This window comes from Ruegeria sp. HKCCD8929 (assembly GCF_013031405.1).
GTDB lineage: Bacteria > Pseudomonadota > Alphaproteobacteria > Rhodobacterales > Rhodobacteraceae > Ruegeria.
Genome location: NZ_WPZY01000004.1, coordinates 357553 through 382548 on the forward strand (window position 1 = coordinate 357553; position 24996 = coordinate 382548).

At 61.3% G+C, this 24996-nt stretch carries 23 protein-coding genes; 9 read left to right on the top strand and 14 right to left on the bottom strand.

What is annotated here, in order from left to right; genetic code table 11:
• Positions 1-73: 73 nt before the first annotated feature.
• Positions 74-2518: an FAD-dependent oxidoreductase gene (locus GOX53_RS08840; RefSeq protein ID WP_171175431.1), complete on the top strand. Its 2445-nt coding sequence runs from the start codon at positions 74-76 to the stop codon at positions 2516-2518.
• Entirely contained in the window at positions 2515-3867 is a 1353-nt protein-coding gene (locus GOX53_RS08845) for an MmgE/PrpD family protein (RefSeq protein ID WP_171175433.1), read from the top strand. The genes GOX53_RS08840 and GOX53_RS08845 overlap by 4 nt, the downstream gene beginning before the upstream one ends.
• Before the next feature lie 51 nt (positions 3868-3918).
• Here GOX53_RS08845 and thpR read toward each other — a convergent pair whose 3' ends face one another.
• From thpR to fliL, 10 genes are all read right to left on the bottom strand, one after another.
• Positions 3919-4437, bottom strand: coding sequence for an RNA 2',3'-cyclic phosphodiesterase (thpR, locus tag GOX53_RS08850; protein ID WP_171175436.1), 519 nt, complete (start codon positions 4435-4437; stop codon positions 3919-3921).
• A gap of 5 nt (positions 4438-4442) precedes the next feature.
• Positions 4443-5180 (bottom strand): Asp/Glu racemase, encoded by a 738-nt coding sequence (locus GOX53_RS08855; RefSeq protein WP_254446510.1) that lies wholly within the window; start codon positions 5178-5180, stop codon positions 4443-4445.
• On the bottom strand, positions 5177-6244 hold the full coding sequence (locus GOX53_RS08860; protein WP_171175438.1) for a histidinol-phosphate transaminase: 1068 nt from the start codon (positions 6242-6244) through the stop codon (positions 5177-5179). The genes GOX53_RS08855 and GOX53_RS08860 overlap by 4 nt, the downstream gene beginning before the upstream one ends.
• Complete coding sequence (locus GOX53_RS08865) at positions 6241-7890, bottom strand: hydantoinase B/oxoprolinase family protein (protein ID WP_171175440.1); 1650 nt, start codon at positions 7888-7890, stop codon at positions 6241-6243. Before GOX53_RS08865 ends, GOX53_RS08860 begins: the two co-directional genes overlap by 4 nt.
• Positions 7887-9989 (bottom strand): hydantoinase/oxoprolinase family protein, encoded by a 2103-nt coding sequence (locus GOX53_RS08870; protein ID WP_171175442.1) that lies wholly within the window; start codon positions 9987-9989, stop codon positions 7887-7889. Before GOX53_RS08870 ends, GOX53_RS08865 begins: the two co-directional genes overlap by 4 nt.
• A gap of 265 nt (positions 9990-10254) precedes the next feature.
• The gene (locus GOX53_RS08875) at positions 10255-12432 is read right to left on the bottom strand and encodes a hypothetical protein (protein WP_171175444.1); all 2178 of its coding nucleotides are present in this window, start codon (positions 12430-12432) and stop codon (positions 10255-10257) included.
• Positions 12429-13298, bottom strand: a complete 870-nt coding sequence (motA, locus tag GOX53_RS08880; RefSeq protein ID WP_171175446.1) for a flagellar motor stator protein MotA — start codon at positions 13296-13298, stop codon at positions 12429-12431. The genes GOX53_RS08875 and motA overlap by 4 nt, the downstream gene beginning before the upstream one ends.
• Before the next feature lie 42 nt (positions 13299-13340).
• Entirely contained in the window at positions 13341-13883 is a 543-nt protein-coding gene (locus GOX53_RS08885) for a MotE family protein (protein WP_171175448.1), read from the bottom strand.
• A 47-nt stretch (positions 13884-13930) separates the two neighbouring features.
• Positions 13931-14368, bottom strand: a complete 438-nt coding sequence (locus GOX53_RS08890) for a DUF6468 domain-containing protein (protein ID WP_171175450.1) — start codon at positions 14366-14368, stop codon at positions 13931-13933.
• A gap of 9 nt (positions 14369-14377) precedes the next feature.
• The gene (gene fliL, locus GOX53_RS08895) at positions 14378-14866 is read right to left on the bottom strand and encodes a flagellar basal body-associated protein FliL (RefSeq protein ID WP_171175451.1); all 489 of its coding nucleotides are present in this window, start codon (positions 14864-14866) and stop codon (positions 14378-14380) included.
• Positions 14867-14984: 118 nt separating this feature from the next.
• Here fliL and fliF point away from each other — a divergent pair, with 118 nt between their 5' ends.
• Genes fliF through fliP form a run of 4 tightly spaced genes read left to right on the top strand, consistent with a single transcriptional unit; the run spans position 14985 to position 18196 of the window.
• On the top strand, positions 14985-16586 hold the full coding sequence (gene fliF / locus GOX53_RS08900) for a flagellar basal-body MS-ring/collar protein FliF (protein WP_171175452.1): 1602 nt from the start codon (positions 14985-14987) through the stop codon (positions 16584-16586).
• Positions 16586-17185, top strand: coding sequence for an ABC transporter ATP-binding protein (locus tag GOX53_RS08905; protein ID WP_171175453.1), 600 nt, complete (start codon positions 16586-16588; stop codon positions 17183-17185). Before fliF ends, GOX53_RS08905 begins: the two co-directional genes overlap by 1 nt.
• Positions 17178-17465 (top strand): FliM/FliN family flagellar motor C-terminal domain-containing protein, encoded by a 288-nt coding sequence (locus GOX53_RS08910; RefSeq protein ID WP_171175454.1) that lies wholly within the window; start codon positions 17178-17180, stop codon positions 17463-17465. Before GOX53_RS08905 ends, GOX53_RS08910 begins: the two co-directional genes overlap by 8 nt.
• Entirely contained in the window at positions 17465-18196 is a 732-nt protein-coding gene (fliP, locus tag GOX53_RS08915) for a flagellar type III secretion system pore protein FliP (protein WP_171175455.1), read from the top strand. The genes GOX53_RS08910 and fliP overlap by 1 nt, the downstream gene beginning before the upstream one ends.
• 99 nt (positions 18197-18295) lie before the next feature.
• Here the strand turns inward: fliP and GOX53_RS08920 are convergent, their stop codons facing one another.
• The 4 genes from GOX53_RS08920 to iolG all read right to left on the bottom strand — a co-directional run bounded on the left by GOX53_RS08920 (position 18296) and on the right by iolG (position 21649).
• The gene (locus tag GOX53_RS08920; protein WP_171175456.1) at positions 18296-18865 is read right to left on the bottom strand and encodes a TetR/AcrR family transcriptional regulator; all 570 of its coding nucleotides are present in this window, start codon (positions 18863-18865) and stop codon (positions 18296-18298) included.
• Between the two features lie 243 nt (positions 18866-19108).
• Positions 19109-19798 (bottom strand): cupin domain-containing protein, encoded by a 690-nt coding sequence (locus GOX53_RS08925; protein WP_171175457.1) that lies wholly within the window; start codon positions 19796-19798, stop codon positions 19109-19111.
• 19 nt (positions 19799-19817) lie between these two features.
• Positions 19818-20447 (bottom strand): glutathione S-transferase, encoded by a 630-nt coding sequence (locus GOX53_RS08930; RefSeq protein WP_171175459.1) that lies wholly within the window; start codon positions 20445-20447, stop codon positions 19818-19820.
• A 212-nt stretch (positions 20448-20659) separates the two neighbouring features.
• Positions 20660-21649, bottom strand: a complete 990-nt coding sequence (iolG, locus tag GOX53_RS08935; RefSeq protein WP_171175461.1) for an inositol 2-dehydrogenase — start codon at positions 21647-21649, stop codon at positions 20660-20662.
• Positions 21650-21761: 112 nt separating this feature from the next.
• Here iolG and GOX53_RS08940 point away from each other — a divergent pair, with 112 nt between their 5' ends.
• From GOX53_RS08940 to GOX53_RS08950, 3 genes are all read left to right on the top strand, one after another.
• Positions 21762-22583 carry a MurR/RpiR family transcriptional regulator gene (locus GOX53_RS08940; protein ID WP_171175462.1) on the top strand — a complete coding sequence of 274 codons (822 nt, stop codon included), beginning with the start codon at positions 21762-21764 and terminating at the stop codon, positions 22581-22583.
• A 258-nt stretch (positions 22584-22841) separates the two neighbouring features.
• Complete coding sequence (locus tag GOX53_RS08945; protein ID WP_171175464.1) at positions 22842-23792, top strand: sugar ABC transporter substrate-binding protein; 951 nt, start codon at positions 22842-22844, stop codon at positions 23790-23792.
• Positions 23793-23870: 78 nt separating this feature from the next.
• Positions 23871-24995 (top strand): ABC transporter permease, encoded by a 1125-nt coding sequence (locus GOX53_RS08950; RefSeq protein ID WP_171175466.1) that lies wholly within the window; start codon positions 23871-23873, stop codon positions 24993-24995.
• The last annotated feature ends 1 nt before the right edge of the window (position 24996 follow it).

Sequence of the window (24996 nt, forward strand, 5' to 3'; positions counted from 1 at the left end):
GACCATGACCTGTGGCTGACTCCAGTGAAACGGCGATGATCCGACATCGCTTGCCAATCAGGAGTGAAGCCCCATGAAAACCCACGCGCAGGCCGTCGTGATCGGAGGTGGCCTTGTCGGTTGTTCGATCCTCTACCACCTGGCCAAGCTCGGCTGGACCGATGTGGTCCTGCTGGAACGGGATGAGCTGACCAGCGGCTCGACCTGGCATGCGGCGGCGAACATTCACGGGCTGCATGACAACAACAACGTCACCCGCATCCAGCACTACACGATGAACCTGTATAAGGAGCTGGAGAAGGAGACCGGCCAGGGCTGCGGCGTATTCCAGCCCGGCTCGCTCTATCTGGCACAGACCGAGGATCGTGAGCATCAGCTGCGCCTGCAAGAGGCCAAGGCGCGGTTCTATGGGTTGAACTTCCATGAGATCAGCCGCGAGCAAGCGCTGGAATTGCACCCGCTGGCGCAGTTCGACGATATCCGCTGCATCATGTACGAACCCGATGGTGGCAATGTGGATCCCTCGGGTGTGACCATGGCCTATGCCGCCGGAGCGCGGGCCATGGGAGCCACGATTGAGCGTTTTTGCCCCGTAATAGGGACTGAACAGCAACCCGACGGGTCGTGGATCGTGCGTACAGAAAAGGGTGACATCCACACGCATTGGGTAGTGAATGCCGGGGGGCTGTGGGGTCGCGAGGTTGCGGCGCTGGCCGGGATCGAATTGCCGCTGCAACCGACCGAGCACCAGTATTTCGTCACCGAAGCCATCCCCGAAGTTGCCAATTTGGGCCGCCGCCTCCCATCCATCGCCGACCGGGATGGCGAGTATTATTTCCGGCAGGAGGGCAACGGGTTGCTGATCGGCGCCTATGAGAAGGACATGCGGTTCTGGGCCGAAGAGGGCACGCCGCTGGACTTTGCCCACGACCTGTTCCCCGATGACCTCGACCGGATCGTGGAGAACGTGATCCGCGCCACGGAACGTGTGCCCGTCGCCGCGACGGCTGGCGTCAAGCGGGTGATCAACGGCCCGATGATCTGGTCGCCGGACAGCAACGCGATCTGGGGGCCGGTGCCGGAACTGAAGAACTATTTCTGCTGCACCGGCATCATCCCGGGCTTTTCGCAATCGGGCGGTCTGGGCTTGCTGGCGGCGCAATGGATGATAGAGGGTGAGCCGCAATACGACATGTTCGCCTGGGATCTGGCCCGCTTCGGCGACTGGGCCGACAAGAAATTCACCAAGGCGCGGGTGGAAGACGCCTACACCCACCGCTTTGCTATCCATTTCCCGAACGAAGAACGCAGCGCGGGCCGTCCTGCACGGGTGCGCCCGGCTCATGAGATGCAGAAAGAGATGGGCTGCGTCTTTGGTCTCAATTGCGGCTGGGAACACCCGCTGTGGTTTGCGGATCAGCCCGGCGCGGTCGAGACCAACGGTTTCACACGCCAGAACTGGTGGAAGCCGGTCGGACGCGAGGTAAAGATGCTGCGCGAGCATGTGGGCGTCATCGACATCTCGAACTTTGCCAATTATGTCATCAAGGGGCCGGGCGCCCATGACTGGCTTGATGCCCTCGTCGCCAACCGGGTGCCGACCGAGGTGGGGCGGTCTTGCCTGACGCCGCTGATCTCGGTGCGCGGCGGCGTGGCTGGCGATTTCACCATCACCAAGGTGGCTGACGATGAATACATGATGGTCGGTTCGGGTATGGCCGAACGCTATCATCAGCGGTTCTTCAACATGGTCGAGCTGCCCAAAGGCGCGACCTTCGAGGTTGCCACCAACCGCATCGCGGGCTTCAATGTGGCCGGTCCGAAATCGCGCGACATGCTGCAACGGATGACCAACGCGGACCTGTCAAACGAAGCGTTCCGCTTCATGCGTTCCCGGACAATCGAGGTGGCAGGCGTCATCTGCCTGGCCATCCGCGTCAGCTTCACCGGTGATCTGGGGTGGGAACTGCATTGCGCCGAGGCGGACCAAATCAGGCTCTATTCCGCGCTTCTTGAGGCTGCGAAGGCGTTCGATGGTGGTCCGGTCGGTGGCCGCGCCCTGGGCTCTCTCAGGATCGAAAAGGGCTATGGCTCCTGGGGTCGCGAATACTCTCAGGAATACTGGCCGCAAGAGGTTGGGCTGGCAGGGCTCATCAAGCTCGACAAGGAGTTCCTGCACAAGGAGGCCTATCTGAGGGTCAAGGACAACGCCCCGCGCGAGATACTGTCGATCTTTGAGGTCGAGGCGACCAGCGATGCCGATGCCACCGGCGGGGAGCCGATCTTCACACCGGATGGTACACCAGTGGGCCGGGTGACTTCGGGCGCTTATGGCTATTCGGTCAGCAAATCTCTGGCGATTGGTTATGCCGATCCGAAGGTGGCCGGACCGGGTGACACGGTCGAGATTTTCATCCTCGGCAAGCCGCACAAGGCGACGCTGCTGGCTAAACCGCCCTTCGATCCGGCCGGTTATCGGCTGCGCGACATCCAACCGGCGAAAGAAGTGGCCGCGTGACCGACGTCTTCGCCCGCGTCGCCGAGTTCGCGCTGAACCGCGCGCCCGAGGACATTCCCGCCAGCACCCGCGAGGCGGCGGCGTTGATGGCGCTGGACACGATGGGGATCGTGATCGCTTCGGGCCCAATGCAGGCGGGCGTGATCGCGCGCGACACGGCAGCGCTGCTTTATGGCAGTTCGGACCCAGCCTTCAGTGCTCGGATGATGTTTGACGGGCGAGAGGTCAGCATGGCGGGCGCGTCATATGCGGCGGCCACACAGACCGACAATCTGGATGGGCATGACGGCTATAACCCCACCAAGGGGCATATCGGAGTTGTCGTAGTCCCAGCTCTGGCCGCGCTAGCCGAGCACCACCCGGACCTGACCGGCCCCGAGGCGCTGGCGGCGATCACCGTGGGTTACGAAGTCGCCGGACGCGCCGGGCTGGCGCTGCATGCAACGGTCAGCGACTACCACACCTCGGGCGCCTGGAACGCACTAGGCGTGGTGGCGATGGCCGCCCGCCTGCGGGGACATTCGGCGGATCAGCTGCGTCACGGGCTGGGCATCGCCGAATATCACGGCCCCCGCAGCCAGATGATGCGTGAGATCGCCAACCCCACCATGCTGCATGACGGCTCGGGTTGGGGGGCGATGGTGGGCATCTCCTCGGCCATTCTCGCCGAACGCGGCTTTACCGGGGCGCCAGCGATCACCATCGAAGAGGACCGCGCCGCGCCGCATTGGGCGGATCTGGGGACGTTCTGGCAGACGGAACATCAATATGTGAAGCCCTATCCGATCTGCCGCTGGGCGCATGCCGCCATCGACGGCGTGCGGGCGGTCATGCGGGATCACGGCCTGACCCACGATCAGGTGCGGCTTATTCAGGTGAACAGCTTTCATCAAGCGGCGTGCCTCTATCCCGGGCTTCCAGGCACGACCTCGCAGGCGCAATACTCGCTGCCCTTTGCGGTGGCCGTTCAGGCGGTGTACGGGCGGATCGGGGTCGAACATATCTCGGGTGCGGGGCTGCAGGACCCGGTGGTCGCGGATGTCATGCAACGGATCAGTGTTGCCGAGACCGACCGACACAACGCCCGGTTCCCGCAGGGCCGCTGGGCGGATGTTCAGATCGCCACGACGGATGGGCGCGTTCTGGATTCGGGCGACACCCCGGCCCGGGGCGGCATCGAGGCGCCGCTGAGCCATGACGAGGTGGTGGCCAAGTTCATGGAATTCGCTTCACCTGGCGTGGGCGAGGTCCGCGCCGCCGCGATCCGGGATGCGATGCTGGGGTTGGCCGATCCGGGCAGTCGGTTCTCGGATCTGGCCGGGCTGCTTTACGACGTGCCAGGCGCTTGATGTGAGCCGTCGGATGCGAGGGGCCAGCCCCTCGCGCTCCCCGGGATATTTTCAAACAGAAGAAGTGTAAGGGTAGGTCGCGAGGCATTCGTGGCGCGCGCCTTTTGGGTGAAGGATTGACGCGTAAAGTGCGAATTGAGTGACGAGCATGTCGGGATAGCGGAATGTGGTGGTGCTTTCATCTAGTATTGGAGCCGTATTCGGTTGCAGGCGCGCAATCGTCACATGTGGGCGGAACCGGCGGCGGGGCAAGACGATCCCAGCGTGGCGAGCGGTGCGGCTGATCTGGTTTTGCAAGGCGGTCAGTTCGGGGGAGGCGGTGACGGCGGTATGGATTGAGGAGTCGAACTGACCGATGCCGGAGAGGCTGAGCGTGAAGGGATCGAAGCGGAGACGCAGCAGGTCTTCGTGCAGGGCTTCCAGGATTTCCTCGGGCTGGTCATCGAGAAAGGCCAAGGTGAGGTGCGGGTTCTCGCGCGGGACCGGGCGTCCGGTTTGCAGGCGCTGTTGTTGTCGGATCAGCGCCTGTGCTGCGTCTTCGGTCATCGGAATGGCGATGAAGCTACGCATGGGTTTTACAGGCGGTCGAACAGGTGTCCGGGTAGCCCATCGTGGTGCGGCAGGTCCAGCGCACGCATTAGGCAGAACATCATCGCCTGGTTGGAGGTGATCACCGGTTTGCCCAGCGTGGCTTCGATCCGGTCGATGGCTTCGACCGAGCGCATGTCGGTGCAACTGAGGACAATAGCCTGTGCCTGCGGGTGGTCGGCCCGGCAGGAGAGGTCGAAGACCTCGTCCGGGGTCAGCTCTCCCTGCCCGTAATTGCCAAGCTCGCGGCCGATATCTGCGCGGTTGGCGGTCTCGATCCCGTTTTCGGCCAGGAAGGCTATGGCCTGATCATTGATCTCGCCGACATAGGGCGAGGAAAAGCCGACCTTTGTGGCGCCAATGGCCTTGATTGCAGCGATCAGTGAACCAGCTGCAGTAAGCGAAAGCGCGCCGGAGCCCGTCTTGATCCGGGCGGCCAGATCGGCATCGAAGGAGGGGCCGTGGGTCAGCGTAGCCGACGTGCAACCATAGAGCACCGCCGAGGGCCTAACACCCGAGATCATGCGCAGGTCATGGGCGATATCGGACGCGCCCAGCCCCGCCATCTGATCGACACCGGGGATTTCATCCACGTGGTAGCCGCCGAGGCGCTGGAAGTGCAGGGTGGTGCCGGGCGGGCGCATCAATTCCAGATCCGGTTCCAGATTGGTGTTGGTGAAGGGGACCAGCACGCCGATCTTGGCGAGGGTTCTGGGGGCGGTCATGACAGCACTCCTTTCAGCACGTCGCGGGCCCGGGCCATGATATCAGGCGCGCAGATGGTGGCGCGTAGGCAATCGGGCAGGCCATATCCACCCATTCCGCGCATCAGCAGACCCGCCGCGCGCAGGGACGCGTCGGCCAGTTGTGCCTGTTCAGTGGAGGCGAAGCGGAGCAGGACGAAATTGGTGTGGGATTGCGGTGCCGTCAGGCCCAGTGCGCGGCACCCCTCGGCGAACCGGTCGCGGAGTTCGGCGGTTTTGGCGACCACGTCGTGCATATAGGCCTGGTCCCGCATCGCTGCCGTTGCTGCCGCCTGAGACGGGATCGAGATGTTGTTTGGGTTCAGCAGCTTGCGCAGTTGGGTGGTGATCTCAAGAGGGAAGTACCCCCAACCGACACGCGCTCCGGCCAGCCCATAAGCCTTGGACAGGGTGCGCAGGACTACGGTGTCTCTGCGATCCGTAAGCGCGAAGATTTCGGCGGGATCGTGGAGCGCATCAGAAAACTCGGCATAGGCTTGGTCCACCACCAGCATCACGTCCGTGGGCAGGGCGTGGCGCAGCCGGATGATCTCGGCATTCGAGACCAGAGTGCCGGTCGGGTTGCCGGGGTTGCAGACAAAGACGATCCGGGTTTCAGGCGTCACGGTGGTGAGGATGTTATCAACCGAGATGGTCAGGCCCACCTCGTGCGCCTTCACGTAATCCGCTTGCACCTGGGCTGAGGCCGTCGCCACGAAGGCATAGCCGTATTCCGTGCCCAACACCCGGTCGCCCGGCCCGGCATAGGCGCGGATCAGGCAGCCGATCAGTTCCATCGACCCCGCTCCGCAAAGGATACGCGCAGGATCGAGCCCATGCACCTCGGCAATTGCCGCGCGCAGATCGGTCCAGCCCGGGTCGGGATAGAGCGGTAATCCGGCCATCGCCTGCTGCCCCGCCGCGATGGCGGCAGGGCTGGCGGGAAAGGCGCTTTCGTGCTGGGCCATTGAGACCGTGCCGGGCCCGCCCAGATCGGCCAGCGCATACGGCGCCATGGCCGCGACGTGGGGAACGGGCCGGATCATGATGTGCCCCCGTAGGATTTGGCGCCCGCTGGAGTGACCAACCCGCGTTTGAGATCCAGCGCCAGTGCTTCCGGGTCACGATCCGCCGGGTCGCCGAAGCCGCCGCCTCCCGGCGTTTCAAAGATCAAATAGTCATCGCCTTGGACCCGTAGTTCTCCTTTGCCGGGGATATCGGTATCCGCGCCTCGGAACCGGATGCGGCCCGGCACGCCAGGCTGACCGCCCATGCGGCCCAGCGCCGGGAATTTCAACCGCTCGACCGACAGGAACACGATGAAGGGCGCGCTATTGGCCGAGGTCATCTCGATCCGCTGCCCCAGCCCGCCGCGATACTGGCCCGCGCCGCCGGAATCGGGGCGCAGCTCGCGCTTCCAGATGGTGACCGGGGCGACGCTTTCGGTGATCTCGACCTGGCTGCCATAGACACCCGAAGGGTAGGCGGTGGCCGACAACCCGTCGGAATGCGGCCGCGCACCGGTGCCGCCGTTATGCACCGGCTCGATGGCAAATTCGCGCCCGCCATTTGCCGCCACCTCCGGCGCGTGGCGCATGGGCAGGTCGAACATACAGGACGCACCCTCGGCCGGGACCTTGTCGGGCAGGGCCTGATGCAGGCAACCCAGCGCCAGATCCGGCGTCACCTGCCCCAGCGTATGGCGCATGGCCACCGGCACCGGACGCTGCGCGTTCAGGATGCAGCCGGGCGGGCCGTCGACGGTGAAGGGCTCCAGAGAACCCGCATTGTTCGGAATATCTGGCCCGACGATGCAGCGCAGGGCAAAGACCGTATAGGCGGTGGCGTAGTTCAGCGGCACGTTGATGCCCTTTTTCGAACAGCCCGAAGTGCCGGTGAAATCCACATGCATGCCGGTTTCGGTCACGGTCAGCGTGGCGTGCAACTCCAGTTCTTCCTCATGGCCATCCACCCGCAGCACATTCCTGTAGACACCCGGCGGCACCTCTGCAATGGCCTCGAGCGTGCCGCGGCGCGAGGTGTCGATTATGTAGCTGCCGAGCGCCTCCAGATCGTCCAGTCCGAACTCGTCCATCATGTCGGTCAGGCGCGTCCCCCCGGCCTCGCAGCAGGCGATCAGGGCGTAGATGTCGCCCTCGTTCGCAATGGGTTCGCGCGAGTTGGCGCGGACGATGTCCATCAGCAGGGCGTTCAGCTCTCCCTGATCGACCAGCTTGCAGGGCGGGATCAGCAACCCCTCGTCATAGATGTCCGAGCCCTCGGGGCCCATGCCCAGACCGCCCAGATCGACCAGATGCGAGGTGCATGAGGTGAAGCCCACCACCTTGCCATTCCGGAAGGTGGGCATCATTAGCAGAAAATCGTTCAGATGCCCCGAGGCCAGCCATGGGTCGTTGGTCATGTAGATATCGCCCGGTTTCATGGTCTGTACCGGAAAGCGCTCGCGCAGATGCATGACGGCCTCGGCCATCGTGTTGATGTGACCCGGCGTGCCGGTCACCGCCTGGGCCAGCATCCGGCCCTGCGCATCGAATATGCCGGCAGAGATGTCGCCGCATTCCCGTACGATGGGCGAAAAAGCAGCGCGGATCAGGGTCCGGCCCTGCTCCTCGACCACCGCCAACAGGCGGTTCCACATTACTTGCAGGCGGGCGGGGGAAAGGTGGGTCATTGGGCAACTCCTTTCGCGTTTCGGGTCAGCACCAGATTGCCAATGGCATCCACCTGCGCGGTGAAATCGGCAGAGACCAGCGTGGTGGTCTGCGGCTCGGTGATCAGCGCCGGGCCCTGCACCAGATCGCCCGGGGTCAAGTGGTCACGCGGGAACAGGCCTGCCTGCCGGGTTTGCCCATCCAGATCGCAGTTGATCGGACGTCGTTCCACCGGGTCGACCCGCTTGGACGGAGGAGCCTCCGGGATCGGTGGCGCGGGCAGGTCGGCGGTGGCCACGCGCACCGCCCAGTTCAGGATCTCGATCTCCATTCCCGGCACCGGGCGCGAGAACTGGGTGCGGTATTCCGCCTCGAACGCGGTTCTCAGTGGTTCGATATCGCCCTTGGTCAGCGGTCTGTCCCGCAACGGGATTTCGATCTCATGCCCCTGACCGTGATAGCGCATGAACGCGCTACGCCGGGTTTCGGTGTCGGCACCCGCCGCGCCCTGCGCCACCACCGATTGCGCCTCGGTGATCATCTGGTCGAACACCGCGTTCACTCCGTCCAGATCAAGCTGGTCCAACAGCGAATAGCGGCTGCGGATCACCTCGAAACTCACCGGAGCGAACAGGAACCCGACCGCCGAGCCGACCCCGGGGTTGGGCGGCACGACGATGCGCGACACGCCCGCCGACCGGGCCACCCGGGTCGCGTGCAGCGGGCCATTGCCGCCAAAGGCGATCATCGTCCGCACGCCCAGATCCTTGCCGGATTCCACTGCGTGCATGCGCCCAGCACTGGCCATGTTCTCATCCACAATGCGACTGACCCCGTCTGCGGCCTCGGTTTCGCCAACTTTAAGCCGGGCTCCGATTTCCCTTTTTAGAGCCTGTTGCGCGGCCTCCCGGTCGATACGCAGGTGCCCTTCGGCAAAGCTGTCGGGCTGGATATAGCCCAGCGCGATGTCGCTGTCGGTCACCGTGGGTTCGATCCCACCCCGGCCAAACGCGGCCGGGCCGGGTTCCGAGCCCGCGCTTTTGGGGCCGATGGTCAGGCGGCCTAACCGGTCCACGCTCGCGATTGAGCCACCGCCGGCGCCGATCTCGATCATCTCGATCACCGGAATCCGCACCGGCATTCCGGACCCCTTGATGAACCGCGCGGCGCGCGCGATTTCGAACTGGCGTGCGGTCTGCGGGCGGACATCATCGATCAGGCACAGCTTGGCCGTGGTGCCGCCCATGTCGAAGGAGACCACCTGATCCAGCCCCGTCTGCGCCGCGATCCGGGCCGCCAGAATGGCGCCGCCCGCTGGTCCTGATTCGACCAGTCGGATCGGAAACCGCATGGCGCTGCGCAGCGAACACATGCCGCCCCCCGCCGTCATCATCAGGATCGGGCAGGCCACCCCCTCGGCCTCAAAGGTCTGGGAGAACCGAGTCAGATACCCTTCCATCAGCGGCTGGATGTAGGCATTGGCGACGGTAGTGCAGAGCCGGTCGAACTCCCGCGCCTCGGGGCTAACCTCGCTGGAAATCGAGACGGTCAGGTCCGGGCGGCGTTCTGCCAGAACATCCCGCAGCCGCTGCTCGTGTGCAGGATTCGCGTAGGCGTGCATCAGGCAGATGGCGACTGCATCGGCGCCGCTTGAATCGATCTCGGTGATCAGCGCGTCGATCGCTGTCTGGTCGAGAGAGATCAGGACTTCGCCCTCGACCGACATCCTTTCGCGCACTGTCAGCGCCCGCTCACGCGGCACCAGAAGGTCAGGCTTTTCCAGATTGATGTCGTACTGCGCATAGCGCCGCTCGTAGGCGATTTCGAGGATATCGCGGAACCCCTCGGTGGTCACTGTCGCGACGCGAGCGCCACGACGCTCGATCAGCGCGTTGGTTGCCAGGGTCGTTCCATGGATGAAGCCGGTCACATCTTGGGGCCGGTGACCGGATTGGCTCAAAACCCGCTGAACCCCCTCAAGCGCGCCGTCTGCCGGACTACCATGAGTAGTCAGAGTTTTTGTCGAAGCAAGGATCCGATCCAAGCCCTCAACCAGAACGGTGTCCGTGAAAGTACCGCCAATATCGACGGCAAGTCTCAGCTTGCGGGATGCAGTCATGTGGTCGTCCGAAGATCATTGCATTGCTGGAAGGAAGGCGCGGCTGGTCGTTCATGACGTAACCAGATCCGCCCCTGTGGCGCGGCGATGCAGTTGTTTCGGAGTAACGGCAGTCATGTAGGAACGATTACTTCGGTGTCCCGTCGCGTCTGTTCCAAAGGCGACATGACCGCTCGATTACGACGACACCACCCGGTTTTCCAAGCCCGCAACAACCCTCGGAATTCCAGACAGGCATCTTGGGCAACAGTAATTTAGCTACCGGCTAGTCAAACTGTCTCATCAGTTCGCCGACCATTTCTCTTGTTTGGGTACTCTTTTCCAGCAGGCGTTTTGACTTGGCCAGAGGCGGAAGCGTATCATGCGCTGCTTGCGCGCTCAAATTGCGGCTCAACCCCACAATCAGCGGGTACTTCGTGTCTGCTTCACCTGAAACACGGTCCCAGGCGTCCGCCAGCCAAAGATACCGGGTGGCGGTTTCGTTGTCCCCCATTTGTGAGGCATGTTCAGCTGCCGCCGCATAATTTCCGCTGGCGTACATCGCGTCTGCCCGCACAAGCGATGCGGCTGGCGTCGTATACCCCTCAATTTCCAGCACTGCACGATGGGGACGCCCCGTTTCGAGAGCGGCGCGGGCCAGGATCATAGCCCTCGCTTCGCGTTTAACGCCTTGGTCACCAGCCAAGCTCAGTGCGGTTTCATGAAACCCGAGTGACACCAACCGGCCAGCGATCATGTCTATAGTGTCGTCGGGCATCACGGAGATCAGATCAGAATTTAAACCGAGCGTGTGGCGTAAAAAGGTGATGTCGTCGGCTCGTTCGGTCATCGCCAACGCCACACGTTCGAGCGTCTGTCCCCACATCTTGCGCGGCCGGTTGTCACTCACGCGAAACAATGTACCCATCGCCTCATCGAATTGCTGGTTGAGGGCCATCGCCAGCACATGCGCCATTTTCAGGCGGTCCCCGAGCTCCGATCGCCTGTATTCCAATGCAAACGCGGCCGCCAACTCCACCTCTTTGCCCGAGACAACACCCTGTTCCTCCCAGCGTTTTCCGATCAACCTGATCAGCGCAAGGGGAGCCTCAGCCGTGGCCTGTTCCGCTTCAACCGCATCTTTGAGCTTGTTTTCTTCCGTATCCGGGTTTTCTTCCGCACTGGCCAATTCGGCCTCGACCAAAGCCATTGCGGCCTCGGAATTCACGCCGGCGCGTTCCACAGCCCGTAGAACCCGCCGGGCCGCTTCCAACTGACCGGCTTTTGTCAGCAAGCGAGCCAACTCCGGGCCCAGATGCGTCGCGAGGTGATCCGGTAGCCGTAGGAATGCGAGTTCGATTGCCCTCGTATCCGCGTCTTCGGCCACATGGCCTTCGGTCAATGTCGCCCACAGGGCTGCGTCTCCGCCACATCTCTGCTGTCCGGCAAAAGGGTTCTCCGCAAGCGCTGTCGGTTTTTCCACGGCGGCGGCAACCGCCCTGATCATCGAGCTTTCGTCAGATGAGTGGTCAGCAAGCTCAAGGATCTGTTCCGCCTCGGCGCCAAACCCGAAATAGGCGAAGAGTTTTGCCAGCCTTAGAGCCTGACCGCGATCCAGCCGGTCAAACTCACCGAATAAGTTGGATCGCGCATCGGCAATTTGCGCAGAAAAGCTCGTTCCATCGGACCACGAAGCGAAATCAAGGACATTGTCTGATATACAAGCGGTCTCAGATTCCAACAGCGATACGCCAGTCGGATCACCGGTCAGGTCGCGATCGACGACGGTCCCCACGGCAATATTGTGGAGGTTCAGCGTTCGCTCAAGTGCCGTTTGCAGGCTGGCGCCCGATTGCCGGGGCCCGACTGCTGCCAGATCAAGATCGAGAACCTCTTGATCGGTTCCCTTGAGGATTTGCGTCAACAACTGGGTTTCGATTTCTTGGCCTGTTTGAGCTGTCTTTAACGAGGGTGCCGGGTTAGGAAGGGCGCGACTACCGGTTTTCGGAGCTTGTTCTGGGATTGGAAGCGAGTTCCCATGCGCGGCGTGCAACGTCTTCTGCGGTTTTGGGCGTGCCAAGGGTAGAACCGGCGGTGCGGACGGTTTGTCTTTTGACTTTCGTATGTCGATGACGATCATCGCGCCTGCATGAAGAAACCCATTTGCCACGCAATTGCAGGCGAAGCCTATATCCAGGCCATCTCCCGGTTTTTCCTGTTCCAGAAAGAGCAGTCTGTTTTGTGACAACCGCCCAAACACAGAGTCTATGTCGTAAGTTACATCCGGGAGTTCGACATTCAGACGGGCACCGTTATCACTCGGGTCAAGGGTCCAGCTTGTTCCCTCAGGCACCTTGATCACAAGTCGGGTAAAGTCCTTGTGCTCACCCGAGCGCACGGACAGTTCCTCGGCGATGGTCGAGGTCGCCATCAAGATCAGACCAAGCGCGAGGCGGAATATCATGCGGCGTCCTGCTTAAGCTCCTTGAGGGCATCCTCAAGCTCAGCAAACGCAGGCCGGTTGTGCGTCGGCGTGTTCTGGCGACCGACCTCGATGCACATGGCCGGGTTATGATTGTGCAGATTGGCAACCAGCACCTCTTTGATGAGCTGGTAGAAATGGTTGTCCTCTTCGACCACAGCTTTCAGTTTGCCGGCAAACGGACCCACCAGACCGTATGCCAGGAACACGCCGAGAAACGTCCCGACCAACGCGCCGCCGATCAGCTTGCCGAGAATTTCGGGTGGCTGATCAATGGAACCCATGGTCTTAATCACGCCCAGAACTGCGGCAACGATCCCCAGAGCGGGCAGACCGTCTGCGACGGTTTGTAACGCGTGGCTGGAATGCATGGCGTGATGGAAGTTTGCCTCCATCCGCTTTTCAAGAACTTCTTCCACTTGATGCGGGTCGTCATAGTTCATCGAAGCCGAGCGCATGGTGTCGCAGATCAGGTCCACCGCCTCACGATCAGACTGAATCTTTGGATATTTCGAGAACAGGGCAGAGTTCGCAGGATCCTCGATATGCTGTTCAACCTCGACCGGATTCGCCCGCGCGATTCGGATCAGTGAGAACAGCAGGCAGAGCAGATCGCGATAGTCCTCGGGCTTCCATTTCGCCCCCTTGAAGACCTTTGCGATATCCTTGGCCGTATGCTTGATGCCGCCCATGTCGTTGCTGATGAGAAAGGCGCCGATCGCCGCCCCTCCGATCATCATCATTTCGAACGGCAGCGATTTGACAATGATCGTCATCTTGCCGCCTGCGGCCAGATAGCCGCCGAACACCATGGCGAAGATGACGACGATCCCGACGATCCCGATCATGCTGAAACTCCACTCAAAACGATTTCGGACATGGCTGCTGCTCTATTCCTTGGGCACCGAGGCATTGCGCCCGGCCAACACCACACTGATCGTGTAAGCGGCCTGCGGGCTGAGCCCGGCCATCACGCCCGCCGCCGCCTCGGGCTGCATCCTTGCGAGGAAACCTGCCGCGAAGGTGGGATCCATTTCTTCGAACAGAGCGGCCGCCTCTTTTGGCTTCATGTTCTGGTAGACATCCGTCAGGCGGGTGAGGTCGTTCTCTGCCGCCACATCGGCCAGCGCCAACGTGGCCTTGAGTGACTCCTCAGCCTGCTGAAGTTCGGACAGCCGGTTTTCCAGCGCCTTGTTGGCGATCTCAAGCGCCTTCATCCGGTCTGTATAGTCTGCCTCACGCTGTTTCAGGTCGCTTTCACGCTGACGCAGCATCTGCAAAAGCCGGTGCAGATCCTCCGCACCGGGCGCTTGTTCGTGGTTTTTCGCCATCTTGCTTTTTGGCGGGTCCTCAACCAATTCCCGAGCCAGGGCCGGTCCAGCCTCCAGACCCAAACGGATCAGGGCCGAGCCGATCAACAGGAGCGAGATCATCAACAGCGCACCGCCGCGAGTCGAACGCGATTTGCCCGACGACCCTTTCACGACGCGAGCCCGTCCGCTTTGCGGTCATGGCGAAAGAACATGAGCCCTGCGGGCGCGGAAGTTTCTTTGTCCGGCTGTGCGGGCTGTTCGGGTGAAGCGGCGGCCTCGGCCTCTGGCGCATCGTCCGGTTCATTATCGGTGGGTTTCTCTGGTACCACGTCGTGCATGGAGGCCATCATCAACTCCAACCGCTGGGCCACCGCTTCGGCACGGCCTGTAAGGTCGCCCAAGGCGGTACTGGACTGATCCGATGCCGACCGTGCGGCGGCAAGCGATTTGTTGAGCTCGTCCACCTGCGAGGACAGCACGGCCACAGCCCCGCCCACACCCTTTTCAAGATCATTGAACCGCTTCAGGCGCCGCGCCAGGACAAAACAGTAGAGCCCTGCGCCCAGAGCACCCGCAACCAGAAGAATATCCGCGACAAGTTCCAATTCTCTCTCCTAGTTCAGCACGAATTCCATCACCAGAACGTCACGCACCCGCCCCTCGCCCGCGACAATGTTGATGCGGCGCAGCATGTGCCCGCGCAGGCGGGTCAGGGCGAGCGGATCGCGCAGGTCCGAGACCTCGATCGCCCGCAGATAACCGTTCAGAACATCGATGATTCGGGGGCGCAGCAACTCGACATCCGCGGCGTATTTCTTCGGCACCTCTAGCTGAGCGTGAAACCGCAGGTGTTGCAGCTCTCCACCCATATCCAGGGCGACGATGATCGGCGCGAGATCAACAAAACTCACTTCCGGCAGCACCTCCGGAACTGTCTCTGCCTGCTTTTCCATCTTCGCTTCGGCCTTGTCGGCACCACCCAGCAAGCCAGAGGTTGTCAGGACATATCCCCCCGCCGCTCCGGCCAACGCAAGCACGCCAGCCAGGATCAATCCCGCCTTTCCGGATTTCTGTTCGGCCTCGTCCGCCGTCGCATCGGTCATGACGTCCCTCTCGTTCTGTCTGGCCGAGTCATAACCCCTCAGGAACTAACCGATTGTTAAGGGCAATCGCGCAAACAGGGGGCGAGCCGCACAGAATGTCGGCGTGACGGAGGTGGACGTGCAGCAGATCAGAACTGTCTGGGCAAGTTTGGACAGGCGCAAACAGGTTATTGTCGCCGGGGCCGCGATGCTGGTGTTTCTCAGCATTCTCGCGATGTCGCGAATCGCCGGCGCGCCGTCGATGACTCTGCTCTATGCCGGGTTGGAGAATGGGGCGGCGGGCGATGTCGTGCGCGCGCTCGATCAGCGCGGAGTTGCCTATGAGGTGCGCGGCGGTTCAATCTACGTGCCCGGTGCGCAACGCGACGAGCTGCGCATGACCCTGGCCAGCGAGGGGCTGCCCGCCAATGGCGGACGGGGCTATGAGCTGCTCGATTCGCTGAGCGGGTTCGGCACGACGTCTCAGATGTTCCATGCCGCCTACTGGCGTGCCAAAGAGGGCGAGTTGGCCCGCACAATTGTCGGCAGCCCGCATGTCAGTCAGGCCCGGGTTCATATCGCCAATGGCTCGACCAATCCGTTCCAGCGCAGTGTCGAGCCAACGGCCTCGGTCTCGGTGATTCCTGCAGGGGCTGAGATCACGCCCGCGCAGGCCAACGCGACCCGCTTTCTGGTCGCCTCGGCGGTCAGCGGCCTGACGGTCGAGAACGTGGCCGTGATCGATTCGAATGGTTCGGTGATCGGGGCGCAGGAGACGACCGCCTCCGCCAGCACCGCAGACGACCGGGCGCAGCAGATCCGGGAACGCGTCCTGCGGCTGGTCGAGGCGCGGGTCGGGCAGGGCAATGCGGTGGTTGAGGTCAGCCTGGATACCGTCACCGAAACCGAATCGATCCGCGAGCGACGGTTTGACCCCAACGGGCGGGTCGCCATCAGCACCGACGTCGAAGAGAAATCGGACAACTCCCGCAACCAATCCTCTGAGGTGACGGTGGCCTCGAACCTGCCAGATGGTGACGGCGCGGGCGGTGACGAATCGAACTCATCCACCAGCCAGACGCGTGAGCGGGTGAATTACGAGGTTTCAGAAACCGAACTGGAGATACTCCGCGTACCCGGGGCGATCAAACGGCTGACCGTCGCGGTTCTGGTCAATGGAACGCGCGGAACGAATGCAAACGGCGCGCAGGTTTTTGAGCCATTGCCTGATGCCGAGCTCGACGCGCTGCGGGAACTGGTGGCCTCGGCCGTCGGGTTCAACGGCGACCGCGGCGACGTGATCACGCTGAAATCCATGGAACTGCCCGCGGTCAAGCCGCAGGGAACGCTGGCCGCTGCCTCCTTTTGGCAGAAGGTACATATCGACGTAATGTCGCTGGTCCAGATGGCGACGCTGGCCGTGGTCTCGCTGTTTCTGGGATTGTTCGTCATCCGCCCGATTCTGGCCAACCCGGCGTCCAATCCTGCGCGGCTGGCCTCGCCGGGGTTGGATAACTCGGGCGGTGGAGACGGCGCTCCGGTTTTGGTCGGCGAGATCGAGACTGAGGATGGGTTTGCGGCGATTCCGGATGGGTCATCGGCCGCCGCAGGGGTTCCCGCGATTGCCTGCAGCAGCTCAGATGATGCCGTGCAGCGTCTGCGCGCGATGATCGGCGACAAGCAGGAAGAAACGGTGGAAATCTTGCGCAGCTGGCTGGAAGAGAGCGAGGAGAAGGCCTGATGTCGATTGCTCATCTTCTGGAAAATTTTGACCTTGATCCGCTGAACAGCGGCATGATGCACCTGCTGCACGAGGACGCGCTGGAGGAGCAAAGGCTGGCGGCCTTTGAACAGGGGTATTCGGCCGGGTGGGAGGATGCGGTCAATGCCCAGAGCGAGGATCACGCGCATCTGGAGGCGACGCTGACCCGCAACCTCGAGGACCTGTCCTTTACCTATCACGAGGCGCTGACGCAGATGACCCAGTCGCTGGAACCGATGTTCCAGAGCCTGATGACAACCGTGCTGCCGCAGACCATCGAGCAGGGGTTCGGTCATCATATCGTGGAACAGCTCACGGCCATGGCCGAGGAGCAGGTGGCCCAACCTGCCCTGTTGATCGTGCCCGCCGGTGCCGGGGCACAGCTCAAGCCGCTTCTGGATCAGCAATCCGGGCTGCCGGTGCAACTGGTCGAGGAAACCTCTCTGCCCCCGGGGCAAGCCTGCCTGCGGGTGGGTACGGCCGAGCGAGATGTGGATTGCAATGCCCTTTTGGCCTCGATCACCGAGGCCATGGATGCCTTTCTCTATCAGGCAAAGGAGATTTCGCTGAATGACTGATGCTCAAAAAACCAGCCCTGACAAATCGTCCCCCTTCGACGCGGTGCCCATCGAGGTTACGGTCTCGGTTGGCCGTGCCCGCCCGTTGGTGCGCGACCTGCTGAGCCTTGGCGAAAACGCGGTACTCACGCTCGACAAACGGGTCGAGGATCCGGTGGATCTATATGTGGGCGACCAGTTGGTCGCGCGAGGTTTGTTGGAGGAACTCGGGGGCGATCAATCCGGGCAACTGGCGGTACGACTGACCGAGATTTCGGATCTGCAGAACGGCATCGGGTGATGCGAGCGGGTTTCACGACGGCGCTCGTTCTGGCGCTCGTCCTGCCTTCATTTGCGGTGGCGCAAGATCTGTCCCTGTCCTTGGGCGACGGCGGGTCGATCTCGGCCCGGTCCATTCAACTCATCCTGCTAATCACGGTTCTTAGCCTAGCCCCCGGGCTGGCGATCATGATCACCTGTTTCCCGTTTCTCGTGACCGTGCTTGCGATCCTCAGGCAGGGCATCGGGTTGCAGCAATCTCCGCCCAACATGCTGATCGTCAGCCTGGCGCTGTTCCTAACCTATTTCATAATGGAGCCGGTGTTTGCCGAGGCGTGGCGGACCGGGATACAGCCGATGATGGACGAAACACTGGGTGTGGAACCTGCAATGGAGCGGGCAATCGTTCCCTTCAAGGCGTTCATGGCGGCGCGGGTGGATGCCGATACCTTTCACTCCATGATGGCCCTTCGGCCCGGGGCCGAGGCCGTCGGCATGTCCCCCGATGCGCCAATCTCGGTTTTGATCCCGTCCTTCATGCTGTCCGAGATTGCCCGCGCCTTTCAGATCGGGTTTTTGATCTTTCTTCCGTTTCTGATCATCGATCTCGTCGTCGCGGCGGTGCTGATGTCGATGGGTATGATGATGGTTCCACCCGCAACGGTTGCGCTTCCCTTCAAGCTGGGATTCTTCGTGATCGCGGACGGGTGGTCGCTCATTGCGGGTGCCTTGGTGCGCAGCTATGTAGGCTGATCGCCAAAACGCATCGTTTGCCACGGCCGCGCGGAAATTGGGATAGTGATAATTGTAAATAAGGTTGGTAAATCGTCTGTGGATGCATGCGTTCTGAAATCAATCTAGGCGGTCACGAAAGATCTTTGTGGCCGCATCGTAGAGTGAAATCTGACCACCGATCCGCGCGGTGATCTGCGCACCCTCCACCAGTGCAAGAGCCGCCGCCGCTTCGAAACCGGGATCGCCAACGCCTTCTACGCTGCCATCCCGTTTGCCAGCGGCAAACACTTGCGTCAGCCAGTCCAGCAGTCTTGACCGGAACCGATCTATTTCGGAGGTCGTCTTTGTATCCAGCGCATCCTGACTAACGGTGTAAGCCACGCAAAGGCACAGGGCTGAGCAGTCCTGTAACGCGTTTCGATACAAGGTCACGAATTCAATCAGTTGAGGTCCAGCCAGATCATGACTGGCGGAGAAATCTTCGACCGCGTTCAGCGTTTTCTCGGCATAGCGTGCCATGATTGCGGTCAGAAGGTCTGCTTTGTTCGGGAAGTGATAGTGAATGCTTGCCTTGCGAATGCCAACTTTTTCGCTGAGGTCCTTGTAGCTGAAGCCATCGGCCCCCTTTTGGCGAACCTCATGTTCGGCAGCGTCCATCAACGCGGTCTTCGTGTCGACTTTCTCCATCGGCTTATTCCCTCAGCAGCAACTTCCGTAGCGGTCGGAGCGTCAACCGTTGCACCACCCTCTCAATAAGCGTGGTTGAACAAAGGAAAGCAACCCGCCTTGCCAAATCGAACGCATATCCATCATCCCCATCAAGGATGAAGATGAAGGGCCGCGGAATCGCGGCCCGTTTTGAATTGAATGATCCTGTCGCATCGGGGTGCTTGTTCAACTTTCAAGATTCAAGATCCACGCATGCGTTGGTTAGGCCGTGGAACTCTGCATTCCCGCACTTGGCGGCTTTGCAAACCTGAGATGGCCGGTTTTCATCCAGATGCGCGCGCCTTCAGCGCCTGCAATCGTTGACAGGGATTGACCGTCCGGCAAACGCAGCCAGGATCCCTTGCGCAGGGTTTGTCCGTTTTCGGTCGCTGTTCCTTGAAGGACAAGCAATTCGATGCCGCCCGCATCCGAGACGGTCAGGTGCGCACCGGGATCCAGGGCGCGATAGGTGACAGCTTCGCGTTCATCCTGATGCAGATTCGCCGTAGCAACTCCGTTTTCGGGCTGGGACAGGGACGCGTTCATGTCTTTCCGGAACTGATTGCGATCATCCATGCCGAATTGCCAAAGCTTCACGAAGATCGTGCATCCCTGATCGGACCCGGGCGTGTGGCTGGTCGTCGGTGGATTGCGGACATATGTGCCGGCGGGAAAATCGCCATGCTCATCCTGAAACACCCCTTCGAGCACTATGAATTCCTCGCCACCCGAGTGAGTGTGGGCGGAGAACTTGCTGCCCGGCGCGTAACGAACGATTGTCGTTGCGCGTGCGACCTCGTCTCCGATGCGGTCCAGCATTCGCCGTTCTACACCGGGCATTGGCGATGCTCGCCAGGGTTCTTCGTCGGTGTGAATCAGCACGCGCTGATTGAAATCTGCGTTCAGTTCCATGATGTTGGTTCCTTCATGGTCAATTGGGCTCGCCTGAAACGCTCGGTCGGCCAGCAACTTTCTGGCGCCATGCGATCAGGTTGGTCAGGTTTGACGGCACCTCGACCTTGGCGAAATCGGCAAAGGCGAGGCCGGCATACGCGGTGATGTCTGCCATCGAAAACGTGTCGCCCCCCAGATAAGCGTTCTCGGCCAGAACACCGTCCAGATAGGACATCGTGCTTTGGGCGATGCTTTTCCGGTGGTTTCCCCATTCGGCATTTTGATGGGTTTCGAGTTCTGGCCCCAGCCCGGGCGTGGCGTGGTGGAAATAGTCGCCGACGGCATCAAGCAGACCAATCTCGGCGCGCCGGTTCATCATGTGAACAACTGCACGCTCTTTGGCACTCGCGCCGCAGAGCGAGGGGCCGTCGAAGGCACCATCGATGTACTCGGTGATCGCGGTGCATTGTGAGATGTATGTTCCATCTTCAAGTTCGAGGCAGGGAACGCTCGCGTCCGGATTTTTTGCCCGAAACGTCTCAGAGCGATGCTCGCCGTTCATCACGTCCACCGGAACGAACTCGCATTCGTTGGTTGCCCCTTTTTCAGCCAGCGCAATGCGCACACGGGCCGGATTTGGGAATCCTTCAACATCGTAAATCTTCATGGCAGTGTTTCCTATAGTTGTCTACCTAGTAGTAGATAGATACACTAAATATGGAAAGCTCATTCTGATCACGCTTGCGTGAATGGCGACGATAATGCCGGGCGAACCATGAAAGCGACTGCCGTCGCACCCGTGTGGACAAGTGGGGAGCCGGCTAATGCGAGACCCATCTCAGGACAGCTCGCGTCCAGTGGGGATCCTCGGCCTTGGCTTCAGACAGAAACGGTCTTACCGGTCGCGACGCTCTCCACTGCGGCCTCAGCTAGTTTCAGCGCCTTGAGACCGTCTTCACCTGTGACCGGCATAGGGACTTTTTGAGTCAAAGCATTGATGAACCCGGTGAGTTCCACGTCATACGCCGCAAGGTATCGGGTCATGAAAAAGTCGTGCAGGGGCGGGCGGGTATAGCCAGCCTCGGTCGCGACCTCAATGCTGACGGGGCGTTGGTTTTCGGCGTGTATCATGCCTTTGGAGCCATGAACCTCGATCCGTTGATCATAACCATAAGTCGCGCGGCGCGAGTTCTGAATGACGACCTGCTTGCCGCTTTCCGTCTTCAGAACCACTGTCGCGGTATCAAAATCACTCAACTCGCGTATTGACGGATCAACCAGCGCCGATGCTGTGGCATAAACATTCTTGACCTCTTCGCCCAGGAGGAATCGGGCCATGTCAAAATCGTGGATGGTCATGTCGCGGAATATGCCGCCTGACACGCCGATATACTCGCGAGGTGGTAATCCGGGATCGCGCGAGGTGATGGTGATTTGTTCCACGTCACCGATCTGACCAGCCTTGATGGCTCTTTTTAGAGCCACAAAATGCGGATCGAAACGACGGTTGAAGCCAACCATTAGATGCGCGCCGGTATCGCGCACGGTGGCAAGGCAGGCCTCGACGCGGGCGACATCCAGATCCACCGGCTTTTCGCAGAAGATTGCCTTGCCCGCGCGGGCGAAGCGTTCGATCAGATCGGCATGGGTGTCAGTCGGGGTGCAGATGATGACGGCATCCACATCCTGGGCAGTTTCGATCTGGTCCATGCTGCGGATCTCACCGCCATAGGTCGCCACAAGGCGCTCGGCGGCCTCGGGGAAGGCGTCGGTCACCGCAACCAGTGTGGCGTCGCGGTTGAACGAGACGGCCTTGGCGTGGACCTGACCGATGCGGCCAGCGCCAAGAATTGCAATGCGAAGGGTCATGATCGATGCTCCTTGATCTCGCGAACCGCGGCGAGATTATCTGATGGAATATTCGTTCCATTATGGCTATCGTCATCATCAGCCATTCTGTCAAGGCCGAACAGGACCGCCCATGCAAGACCGCCCCGCGCCGCAGAGCATCGAAGGATTTCACCAACGCCTGCGCGAACTGTCGGATGGTCTGCCCAAGCGGTTGAAACAATGTGCGGAATATCTGGCGGCCAACTCCGATCGTATCGCGCTGAGTACCGTGGCCGAACTGGCTGCAGGGGCCGAGGTGCAGCCTTCGGCCATGATGCGGTTCTGCCAGATCATGGGGTTTTCCGGCTTCTCCGAGATGCAGAAACTGTTCCGCGAGTCGGTGGCGAAGGGCTTTCCCGACTATGCCAGCCGCCTCGCCAACCTGCGCGAGCGAGGCGCAGGCAGCCCCTCGGCCCTGTTGGCCGAGTTTGTCGATGCCGGGCGGATGTCACTGGAAAACCTTGCGAATACAGTGGATTCGCGGGTTCTGGACGAAGCGGTGGCCCGGCTGGCGCAGGCGCAAATGCTCCACGTGATCGGGCTGCGTCGGGCTTTTCCCGTAGCCTCATACCTGACCTATGCCTTTGAAAAGATGGAGATCCCGGCGATGCTGCATGACGGGGTGGGCAAGCTGAACCAAGCCCACGCCGTGCGGCCAGGCGATGCGCTGATCGCCATAACCTTTGCGCCTTATACCGAGGATACGGTGGCTTTGGCGCGCAACTGCACCACGCGCGGCATCCCGGTGGTTGCTATCACCGACACGGTGATCAGCCCGGTGCAGATCGAGGGCGTTCTGCCGCTTTCTGTATCGGAAGTGGACTTTGGTGCGTTCCGGGCCTTGTCAGCCACATTGTCGCTGGCGATTACGTTGGCGGTCGCTGTCGGGGCGCAGCGCAAACCCCGGCCGTAGAATTCCAGGGTTGATTTTTTTATCAATAGAATGTTTATTCTATTTATCCCGCCACGCGTGGGCTGATTCTAGATAGCGAAACGTCCAACCGACCCCAAGTTCCCGGGTCTGAAATCTTGAGAGGGTTTCAGGGAATGAGATTGCCCAGTTTTGCAACCGGTTGCAAAAATGACCGAGGTGTGTTTACCTTAGGTTGGGGTTGCGGGCTGGAACCGCACTTTCGCCATCAAGAATAGTGTTAAATCTGGGAGGATACTCATGACTTCACTGGTAAGGAAACTGGCCTTTGCCACGGCGCTTGTCGCCGCGCCATTCATGGCCGTCACCACCGCGTCGGCTGAGGGCGAGAAATACGTTCTGGTCAGCCATGCGCCGGACAGCGACAGCTGGTGGAACACGATCAAGAACGGCATCGCGCTGGCGGGCGAGCAGATGGGGGTCGAGGTCGAGTATCGCAACCCGCCCACCGGTGACATCGCCGACATGGCGCGAATCATCGAACAGGCAACGGCCTCGGGGCCGAACGGCATTATCACCACTCTGGCCGACTACGACGTGCTGAGCGGCCCGATTCAGGCAGCGGTGGATTCCGGCGTCGACGTAATCATCATGAACACCGGCAGCCCGGATCAGGCCCGCGAGCTTGGCGCGCTAATGTATGTGGGTCAGCCGGAATATGACGCCGGTTATGCGGCCGGGCAGCGGGCCAAGGGCGACGGCGTGACCTCGTTCCTGTGCGTGAACCACACCATCCAACAGCCGACCTTGGCCGAGCGCTGCCAGGGCTTTGCCGACGGCCTGGGCGTGGAACTGGGTGCGGCGATGCTGGACAGCGGCACCGACCCGGCGGAAGTCAAGAACAAGGTGCTGGCTTATCTGTCGGCCAATCCAGACACCGACGCGATCCTGACCCTGGGTCCGGTTTCGGCTGACCCGACCATTCTGGCGGTGGAAGAGGCTGGTCTGGCCGGTGAGATCTACTTCGGTACGTTCGATCTGGGCGACGAAATCGTCAAGGCGATCAAGTCGGGCACCATCAACTGGGGCATCGACCAGCAGCCGTTCCTGCAGGCCTATCTGCCGGTGGTGATCCTGACCAACTATCACCGCTATGGCGTGCTGCCGGGCAACAACATCAACTCGGGTCCGGGCTTTGTCACCGCTGACGGGCTGACCCTGGTCGAAAAGTTTGCGGGCGAATACCGCTAACACGTGAACGGATCGGGCGGCCAATGGGAATCGGCCGCCCTTTTTCCATCCAAAATCCGGACAACGAGAGGTCCCGACATGACCGACTCCCCTAATCAACCCGCAGCTGTCGACGAGCGTATCAAGGAACGTTCGCCTCTGCGCGAGGCCCTTATCCGCCCCGAACTGGGTGGGATCATGGGCACTGCCATCGTCTTTGTGCTGTTTCTGCTTTTCGCCTCGGACTCAGGCATGTTCAACAGCCAGGGTATCCTCAATTGGTCCCAAGTTTCCGCGCAATTCATGATCATCGCCGTCGGTGCGTGTCTGCTGATGATTGCGGGCGAGTTCGATCTGTCCGTGGGCTCGATGATCGGCTTTTGCGGCATGATGATCGCCATCTTCTCGGTCACCATGGGCTGGCCGGTCTGGCTTGCCATCATCGTCACCTTCGCCCTTTGCATCGCAATCGGTGCGCTGAACGGCTTTATCGTGATCCGCACCGGGTTGCCGAGTTTCATCGTGACGCTGGCCTTTTTGTTCATCCTGCGGGGCTTCACCATCTACCTGCCGCAAACGCTGGAACGCAAAACCATCATCGGCGGAGTCAAGGACGCAGCCGAGGGGGATTGGCTGGCGGCCATCTTCGGCGGCAAGATCCTGACCGGACTGTTCCAGTGGATGGGCGACGCGGGCATCATCGCCACCTTCGAACGCGGCTCTAACATTGGCAAACCGGTCGTTGATGGCCTGCCCATGCTCATCGTCTGGGCCATCGTGCTGATCATCTTCGGCCACATCCTGCTGACCCGCACCAAGTTCGGGAACTGGATCTTTGCCTCGGGTGGCGACGCCGAAGCGGCCCGCAACTCGGGTGTGCCGGTCAACCGTGTCAAGATCCTGATGTTCATGTTCACCGCCTTCTGCGCCTGTGTTTTCGCCACCTGTCAGGTGATGGAGTTCGGCTCAGCCGGGGCCGATCGCGGCCTGCTCAAGGAATTCGAGGCGATCATCGCCGTGGTCATTGGCGGTGCGCTGCTGACCGGCGGCTATGGCTCGGTCATCGGGGCGGCGCTGGGCGCGCTGATCTTTGGCGTGGTGCAGCAAGGTCTGTTCTTTGCCGGGGTCGAAAGCTCGCTGTTCCGGGTGTTCCTGGGTGTGATCCTGCTCTTCGCGGTGATCCTGAACACCTATATCCGCCGCATCATCACTGGGGAGCGTTAAG